The sequence below is a fragment of the Vibrio sp. 1078-1 genome, from assembly GCF_033340475.1.
Genome location: NZ_JAWOWM010000104.1, coordinates 1 through 1030, shown reverse-complemented (window position 1 = coordinate 1030; position 1030 = coordinate 1). Strand labels below are relative to the sequence as shown.

General features: G+C 47.9%; 2 protein-coding genes. Both read right to left on the bottom strand.

Going from position 1 to position 1030, the window contains the following annotated elements:
• Positions 1–499: response regulator (locus R7190_RS25905; RefSeq protein ID WP_318137684.1), on the bottom strand; the 499-nt coding region annotated here is incomplete at its 3' end.
• On the bottom strand, positions 492–1030 hold a 539-nt coding region (locus R7190_RS25900), incomplete at its 5' end, for a sensor histidine kinase (RefSeq protein ID WP_318137683.1). The genes R7190_RS25905 and R7190_RS25900, both read right to left, overlap by 8 nt.

The following is a 1030-nucleotide window of genomic DNA, read 5'->3' as shown; positions in this document are numbered from 1 at the left end:
GAGGTTGGTTCGTCGGTGCGCTGATTAAGGCTCGGCGAATACTCACCATGACTTTACTGTGACCAATCATTTTCGGACCAACATGAGTTTGCATGTCGAGCTCTTTCTTTAGCCAGATGTTTTCTTGCAACAAGTTCAGCTTATCGCTGGCGTTGTTCAGTGATTTCATCAGTTGATCGGTTGAAAATGGTTTTTCCAGAAAGTCGTACGCGCCGCTTTTCATCGCTTCGACCGCCGTTTTAACGTCGCCATGCCCAGTTAGAACGATGAATTGAAAGTGGTGATTTTTGCTCAGCAGCGTACGCATAAACTCTAAGCCATCCATGACCGGCATGTGAATATCCGTAATGATGATGGCTGGAGAATTGGCATCGATAACTCTGAGTGCTTCAACGGCATTGGGAAAGCAAGTGACTTCAATGCCCTCGATAAGTAGTGCTTGTGAAACGGCATCACGAATGTGTGGTTCGTCATCAACAAAGATAACTGCGTTATGCATGGTCGTTTTCCGTTACTGGTTTGGTGGTACTGGTGTTTGCCATCGGAACGGTGACCACAAAGGTCATGCCGCCTGACTCACCCGATTGCGCCCCTTGGTGGTTATAGGCGCTGAGCGCTCCGTGATAGCTTTCTAAAATACGTTTTGAAATGGTCAAACCCAGTCCGAGCCCTTCTGGTTTGGTGGTAAAAAACGGGTCAAAGATTTTCGCCAATGCCTCGTCAGACATCCCCGGGCCGTTATCTGACACCAGAATATCGCAGCTCGAATCGTGGCATTGAATCGCGATGGAAATTTGTGGATCAATACAATAGCCATCCATCGCTTGCGCAGCGTTGTGGAACAGATTGATGAGCACTTGTTCTAGTTCAACGCTGTGAATGGCGAGCCTTACCTCGTGGTCGATCGTCGGTACTTTGAGCGTGACACCTTGCTTGATCAACTTATTGCTCAATATGCTGGTGGCATTGTGCACCGCATCGTGGAGTATCGACACTTCATTATGAGGTTCATGAGAAGTTTTACGGGTGA